We start from the raw sequence: 5,884 nt of genomic DNA, 5'->3' as shown, positions 1-5,884 counted from the left end.
CGCCATCCAAGCGATCATCAGCGCAACCTCGCGCGCACCTTCGCGCGCACCTCACGCGCACGCTCATGATCGTCTGAAAACTCCCCTGTTCGGTCCACACCGAACGCGTCCCCGCCGGGGCGCAGGGGAGGACCCATGGCAATCACCACACGGCCCCCGGGCGCGCTGACCGAGCTCCGCCGCCGCACCGACAGGGCGATGAGCGTGGCCACGACGGCGGCCAACCGCGGGGCGGGCCGATGACTGACGCAATCGTTCGTTCGTCACGCGAGACGAACGAACGTACGAACGAAACGAATGACCGGCCGGGGTGTGTGTTCCCGGGATGCTCGGCGCCAGTCGCGCCGGCGCCGGCCACGGGCGGCCGGGCCCCCCGCTACTGCACCGACTCCGCCCACACCGCGCAGACCGCGTTCCGGGCCCGCAAGTCCCGCAAGGCAATGGATGGTGAAGGGGTAGCCGACCGGCCCGCGAGTCTGGCCGGGGCCAGCCTCCGCGAGACCGTCCTCCGCCTCGGCGACCTCTTGGCCGAGTTCGAGACGGCGGCCAGCAGTGCCCGGGAGCTGCTGGACACGGCGACCGATCCGGAGGTGGTGGCGGCGGAGCTCGCCGCCGTCCGGGCGGAGGCGCTGCGGACCGTGGCCGACGCCGAGACGCGCCTGGCCGCCGAGCAGTTGGCGCGGATCACCGCCGAGGAGGCCGCCGAGGCCATGGCGGCCGAGGCGGAGCAGGCCGAGGCACGGGCCCGCGACGCCGAGCAGCGCGCCGCGGCCGCGCAGGCCGACTCCGTCGAGCAGACCGGCCGGGCGGGCGAGGCGAGGCGCCGCGCCGACGATGCGGACCGGCGCGCTGGCGTCGCCGAGGCCGACGCCACTGCGGCCGCGGCCGCACGGGACGCAGCCGAGCTGCGTGCCGTCGCCGCGGACGCTGACGCCGGCCGGCTGCGCGTCGACCTCGCCCAGGCGGCGGAGCGCGCCGAGAGGGCAGAGCGGGACCGCGACACGGCGACCGCCGCCCGCCAGGCCGCGGAGACCGAACTGGCCACCGTCCGCACGGACGCCGTCGACGCCCGCCAGGCCGCCGAACTCGCCGCCGTCCGGGCGGAGAGCACCGAGCAGCTCTTGGCCGCCGCCCGGGAAACTGCTGCCGCACAGCAGCAGCGCGCGGACCAGGCGGTCGGCCTGCTGGATGCCGCCCGCGGCGAGGCCCGCGACGCGGTCGACCGGGCCGCCCGCGCAGACGCCGCCCGGGAGACAGCCGAACAGGGCCGGGAGGAAGCGGAGGCCGAACTGGCCGAGCTCCGCGACGAGGGCCAGGCGGCCGCCGACGCGGTGACCCGGTGATCGACCCGACCGGGATGCCGATCCCGGGGGTGACGCAGCCGGCGGCGCTGTGGATGCGACGCCGGGACCAGGCGGCCGACGAGCTCGCCGCGAGGCTCGGCGTGTGGGCGGTGGCCGACGTCGGCCGACAGGCTGCCGTCCGGGTGCTGGTTGCTGACCGGCGTCTGCTGCGCGCGGCCGCTCGCGGCCGCCTGGCGCGCTGGTTCGTCGATGCGCCGGACATCGACGTGATCGCCGCGGCGCTGGTCTCCGGACAGCCGCGGGTGCCGCGGTGGGCGCGGGACCAGCTCGCGCTCGTCGTTCAGATCTGTCACGCGCGGAAGAAGCCGCAGTGACCGCGAACGACATCGACGGGGACCTCGTCAAGGCGGTGCGCGCGTTGAGCGAGCACACCGGGTGGGCCCGCATCGTCCAGGTGAGGGCCTGGTTGTGCGCCGACTACGGCGACGAGGATATTGACGCGGCCATCCTGAGATTCGCGCGTGATCCGTTCGGTCGGGTCTCACCCGACGAAGATCAGAAGAACCTCAGTCAGCTCGACCGTCAGCTCGCGGTGCGGATAGGCGATCACGATTGCCATCTGATGAGCTGGTGGGGCGCATGACAAAGCCGGCCCCCACCCCGGGTAGGGGTGGGGGCCGGTGCGGGCCGGGCGGCGGCCTGGGCCGCGGGGGTTACGCAGCGGCCGCCGGCGGCGGGCCGACCTCGGCCGGCGACACCTGGGCCCGGGTGAGCAGCCCCAGCGCGGCGGCCGCCAGGGCGAGGATCGCCGCGTCCGCGCCGGCGGGCAGGTCCACGCCGAGCAGCACCAGGAGCGGAAGCCCAGCCTGCACCACGGCGAGGATCGCCGCCGGCCGGGTCGGAGCCACCGCCCAGGCCGTGACCAGGCCGAGAATCGCACCGGTGGCCGCGAGGATCGCGGCCTGCAGCTCGACGGGGATCGGGAGCCAGATCGCGCCGATGACGAGGGCGGCCTGGACTAGGCCGAGGATCGCCGCGGGCTCACGGCGCGGCAGCGGGAGGGCCGCGGTCTCGGGACGGGTCACAGGATGCCTCCGGGGGTGACGGTGTGCGAGGGGGCAGCGAGGGTGCCGACGAGCTGGTCGGGGCGGGCGCTGGTCACGCGGGTCCGTTCGGGTCGTGTTTGGAGAGACGGCGGGCAGCGATTTCGGCGTATCGCTCGTCGCGTTCGATGCCGATCGCGCGCCGGCCGAGGCTGCGGGCGACGGCGAGCGTGGATCCGGACCCGGGGAACGGGTCGAGGATCACTCGGCCGGGCGGGCACGAGTAGCGGATCAACGGGGCGAGGATCTGCGGGGGTTTCTCGGTGGGGTGCAGCGCCCGGCCGCGCATGCTCCGGGCAGGAATCACGCTGTGGACGAGGCGGGTTCCGTCGTACAGGTAGGTGGACGGCCCCAGGCCGCCGAGGTGGGGGGCGGTGCCAGAGCGTCTGTGGCTGACCGAGCCGACCTTCATCCCGGAAACGGGGTTCGGCTCCCGCTGCGGCTCCTTGTAGATTTCCCGCCATTTGCCGCGGTACCAGTGCAGCGCGTACTCGTGTACGCGGCGGAAGCGATCAGCGGCCGGGCTCGACCCTGCGTGCTTCTGCCAGACGATGTCCTGCGACAAGCGCCAGCCGGCGAAGTCGTCGAAGTGCCGCAGGAACATTTTCATCGAGCCGAAGCACCACATCGACTTCGCCGCGGCCGCGGCGAGCCCCGGCCACCCGTCCGGCCAGACGTCCCAGGCGAGGCTGATCTCCCCGTAGGGAGGGTCGGTGACGATCGCTTCGGCTGCCAGCAGGTCCGCGTGGTCAGCGAGCAGCTCCAGGCTGTTGCCGCAGTAGAGGGTTACCTGGCCGTCTTGGTAGTAAGGCGCGGGCGGGGACATCAAGCCCGTGCGATGGTCAGCATGCGCCGGCCCTGGTGATGGGCGGCCGGCTGCGGCCGCGTCGTCACCGTGTCACCGCCGGCGTGATGGTGTAAGCGCGTGGCTCGGCGAGCGCGGCGGCGAGCTGGTCGAGGCGGCTGAGGATGTTCGCGGCCACCGTCGGGTCGGTGCCCGCGGGCAGCCCGCCGGCGACGAGCTGGTGGATCTCGCGGAGCGTCGTCTCCTGCGTCGCGGACCAGGCGGCGAAGTCCCCCGACAAGAAGGCCTCGATCGCGGTGATGTGGGTACGGAGGTCGGTGAGCGCCTGGCCCTCGTCGCTGCTCCGGAGCAGCAGGAGGCCGAGCGCCTCCGGCATGGAGCCGACCTTGACGTCGGCCATGCGGCGGCGGCGGATCACCGGTGACGGCCTGCCGCATCAGCATCGTCATCAGCGTGTTCATCGCGTCCGGCACGGCGGCGATCGCCTTCGTGAGCCGCGCCTCCTGCTCCGGTGTCATGACGTCGTCCTCCTCGGTCGGCGGTGCGGTGGTGGGGTGGGCGAGCGCGGCCGCGAGGATGTCACCGCGCCGGCCGGCCCGGATGTCGCCCGGGCAGGAGTGACCGCCCCAGGCCGGGCCGCCCATCCGGTGAGTGCCGAGACCCTGCCCGGCCGGGCTGTCGGTGAGGTGGTCGGGCCAGCCATAGACCCCCATGCCCCACCGGTAGATCTCGGCCAGGCGCTGAACCTGAATGGGCGTGTAGTCCTCGGTGTCGTAGCCTTCGCACTCACACGAGATCCAGTACGGATTGCCAGAACCCTGAGCCCATGCCTTCATGTCGAACGAGACGTACTGCTCCAGGTCGCCGTTCTTGCCCAGCCACAGGTGCGAGCTGACCGCGCTGGTGGGGTTGCTGAACCACCCGAACAGCGGGTTCAGCCCCACCTGGACGTGAGGGATGAATCCGCGCGGTGGGAGGACCATCCCGGGCGAGTGGTTGATAGGGATCGGGCGCCAACGCGCACCCGGGTAGCGGGTCGGGTACGACGTCATCTGAGACCTCCCAGTCCCCACAGGCAGAGAGCCGCCGGCGCGACGGCCAGGGCGGCGAGTAACAGGGCGTAGCGCAGCCGGCCGGCGAGGCTGTCGTCGGTCCGCCGGCGCCGGCCGCGGCGCGGTCCAGGTCGGGCGGCGCCGGCGGGCCGGTCGGTCCAGGTGGTGCGGTCCAGCTCGCGGCAGGGGTGGCCGTCCGGGCCGGTCTCGTCCCACCACGGCTGGCGGGTCATCGCTGGCGTCGGCCGGGGCGGGGTAGCCGGCCGCGGGCCCGTCTACGCCGTCTGCGCTGGCGGGTCATTGCGGGCATCCGCGACGGCGGTACTCGGCTTCGTACTGCTGGGCGCGGGCCAGGCCGAGCGCGGTCGTTGGTGGGGGCTCTCCGGGCTTGCGGCGGCCGAGAGCGAGGATGCGGCAGTTGCTCTCCTCGGAGGCGTGCTGCGCTGCGATCACACCGGTGACGGCGCGCTGCGCGGCCGCCTCAGCGGCCTCGGTTCGGGTGGACCATTGCAGTACGACCAGGACGACGGCGAGGGCGGATCCGAGGATGGCCAGCACGGTTCCGCCGGCGGTGACAGCGATCCACCGGCCGAGCCGGCCGGCGTCGAGGCGGTCCACTCCGCGGGGTGCCGGCGGGGTCTCGTGGTCCAGGCGCTCGAGCAGCTCGTCGGCGGCCGCGGCGAGCTCGTCGGCGTGCCGGACGGTCGGGTCGTCATCCACCACGCTGTCCCTCCTCGAGTCGTCTGCGTAGCGCGGCGAGCTCGGCGCGGGTGGCGGCGTGCTCGGTGGCGCGCCAGTCGAGCTCTTCGCGCTGCTCGTCGAGTAGGACCCGCAGCCGGTCAAGGTCTTCGCGTTGCTGCTCGGCCCGCCGTGCGCGGGCGCCGGCGAGCTCCTCGGCGTGCCGTGCTCGGGCACTCGCGACCCGGCCGAGGATGGCCGTCGCGACGGCGCCGAGGATGCCGCATCCGCCGGAGATGGCTGCGGCGAGCACGCCGGCATCCACGCGTCCCCTCCCTTGACGATGTCGTCGGCTGTGCTGTGGGCGGCCACGGGCGGGTCAGCCGTTCGGGATGGGGGTCGCACCGGCGGCGGCGAGATAGGTGCGCACCTGGTTGCCCCATGTCGTGGGTGAGCCGTAGGCGGTGCCGGTCATCGCGTTCGGGTCGAGCCAGTTCCCGAACAGGAATGCGGACGCGCTGGCGAAGTTCGGTTGCGCGCGGGGCCGCGCGGCGAGGAATCCCAGCGCGTCGCTGGACCATGCGGTGTTACTGGTGCCGTTGTTGAAGTTCCCGGCCTCGGTTTCGATGAGAATGTGTTCACGCGCGGCCCCACCGTTCTCGTTGATCCATTTAGTACCGTCCCAGACGAGACCGGGGAATTCGCTCGCGTAGTCATGGCGGGCGTAGGCGATGTTCGCGCGGCCGGTGAGGCTGGCGTCGTAATCCTCGATACCGGTCATCCGCGTGTCGTCGTACAGGTGGGACCAGTTCGACGTGTCGATGACGAGCAGGCCCCGGTAGCCCTGCTGTCGGAAATTCGCGATGGTCTGCCTCATGGCCGTATCCCAGTTGGCAGAGCTCACATTATTCGGCTCGTTGAATGGTTCGTAAAACGTGTAGG

General features: G+C 72.8%; 11 protein-coding genes and 1 pseudogene. 4 read left to right on the top strand and 8 right to left on the bottom strand.

Annotated elements, in window-relative coordinates:
- The first annotated feature begins 314 nt into the window (after positions 1 to 314).
- Genes G6R25_RS20335 through G6R25_RS20325 form a run of 3 tightly spaced genes read left to right on the top strand, consistent with a single transcriptional unit; the run spans position 315 to position 1,947 of the window.
- On the top strand, positions 315 to 1,343 hold the full coding sequence (locus tag G6R25_RS20335) for a hypothetical protein (protein WP_163554221.1): 1,029 nt from the start codon (positions 315 to 317) through the stop codon (positions 1,341 to 1,343).
- Complete coding sequence (locus G6R25_RS20330) at positions 1,340 to 1,678, top strand: hypothetical protein (protein ID WP_163554220.1); 339 nt, start codon at positions 1,340 to 1,342, stop codon at positions 1,676 to 1,678. Before G6R25_RS20335 ends, G6R25_RS20330 begins: the two co-directional genes overlap by 4 nt.
- On the top strand, positions 1,675 to 1,947 hold the full coding sequence (locus tag G6R25_RS20325) for a hypothetical protein (RefSeq protein WP_163554219.1): 273 nt from the start codon (positions 1,675 to 1,677) through the stop codon (positions 1,945 to 1,947). The genes G6R25_RS20330 and G6R25_RS20325 overlap by 4 nt, the downstream gene beginning before the upstream one ends.
- A gap of 70 nt (positions 1,948 to 2,017) precedes the next feature.
- On the opposite strand, the gene G6R25_RS20320 is transcribed toward G6R25_RS20325, so the two are convergent.
- The 3 genes from G6R25_RS20320 to G6R25_RS28045 form a co-directional block, all read right to left on the bottom strand.
- Complete coding sequence (locus G6R25_RS20320) at positions 2,018 to 2,389, bottom strand: hypothetical protein (protein ID WP_163554218.1); 372 nt, start codon at positions 2,387 to 2,389, stop codon at positions 2,018 to 2,020.
- A gap of 73 nt (positions 2,390 to 2,462) precedes the next feature.
- Positions 2,463 to 3,233 (bottom strand): DNA-methyltransferase, encoded by a 771-nt coding sequence (locus G6R25_RS20315; RefSeq protein WP_163554217.1) that lies wholly within the window; start codon positions 3,231 to 3,233, stop codon positions 2,463 to 2,465.
- A gap of 64 nt (positions 3,234 to 3,297) precedes the next feature.
- Positions 3,298 to 3,612, bottom strand: coding sequence for a hypothetical protein (locus G6R25_RS28045; RefSeq protein ID WP_235949231.1), 315 nt, complete (start codon positions 3,610 to 3,612; stop codon positions 3,298 to 3,300).
- Between the two features lie 20 nt (positions 3,613 to 3,632).
- On the opposite strand from G6R25_RS28045, the gene G6R25_RS28040 reads away from it, so the two are divergent.
- Positions 3,633 to 3,833, top strand: a complete 201-nt coding sequence (locus tag G6R25_RS28040) for a hypothetical protein (RefSeq protein ID WP_235949230.1) — start codon at positions 3,633 to 3,635, stop codon at positions 3,831 to 3,833.
- Between the two features lie 44 nt (positions 3,834 to 3,877).
- Here the strand turns inward: G6R25_RS28040 and G6R25_RS28035 are convergent.
- From G6R25_RS28035 to G6R25_RS20290, 5 genes and pseudogenes are all read right to left on the bottom strand, one after another.
- A pseudogene (locus G6R25_RS28035) lies at positions 3,878 to 4,195 on the bottom strand (N-acetylmuramoyl-L-alanine amidase); the annotation flags it as partial.
- 65 nt (positions 4,196 to 4,260) lie between these two features.
- Positions 4,261 to 4,497, bottom strand: coding sequence for a hypothetical protein (locus G6R25_RS20305; protein ID WP_163554215.1), 237 nt, complete (start codon positions 4,495 to 4,497; stop codon positions 4,261 to 4,263).
- Between the two features lie 64 nt (positions 4,498 to 4,561).
- Positions 4,562 to 4,987 (bottom strand): hypothetical protein, encoded by a 426-nt coding sequence (locus G6R25_RS20300; RefSeq protein ID WP_163554214.1) that lies wholly within the window; start codon positions 4,985 to 4,987, stop codon positions 4,562 to 4,564.
- Entirely contained in the window at positions 4,977 to 5,267 is a 291-nt protein-coding gene (locus G6R25_RS20295) for a hypothetical protein (RefSeq protein ID WP_163554213.1), read from the bottom strand. The genes G6R25_RS20300 and G6R25_RS20295 overlap by 11 nt, the downstream gene beginning before the upstream one ends.
- Before the next feature lie 54 nt (positions 5,268 to 5,321).
- Positions 5,322 to 5,884, bottom strand: a 563-nt coding sequence (locus G6R25_RS20290; protein ID WP_205447290.1) for a glycoside hydrolase family 5 protein, incomplete at its 5' end; no start/stop codon positions are given.

Origin of the sequence: Candidatus Frankia alpina (assembly GCF_902806485.1) — a bacterium.
Classification (GTDB): Bacteria; Actinomycetota; Actinomycetes; order Frankiales; family Frankiaceae; genus Frankia; species Frankia alpina.
Note: the sequence above shows the minus strand (reverse complement) of the source record. Positions and strands in the feature narration are given on the sequence as shown.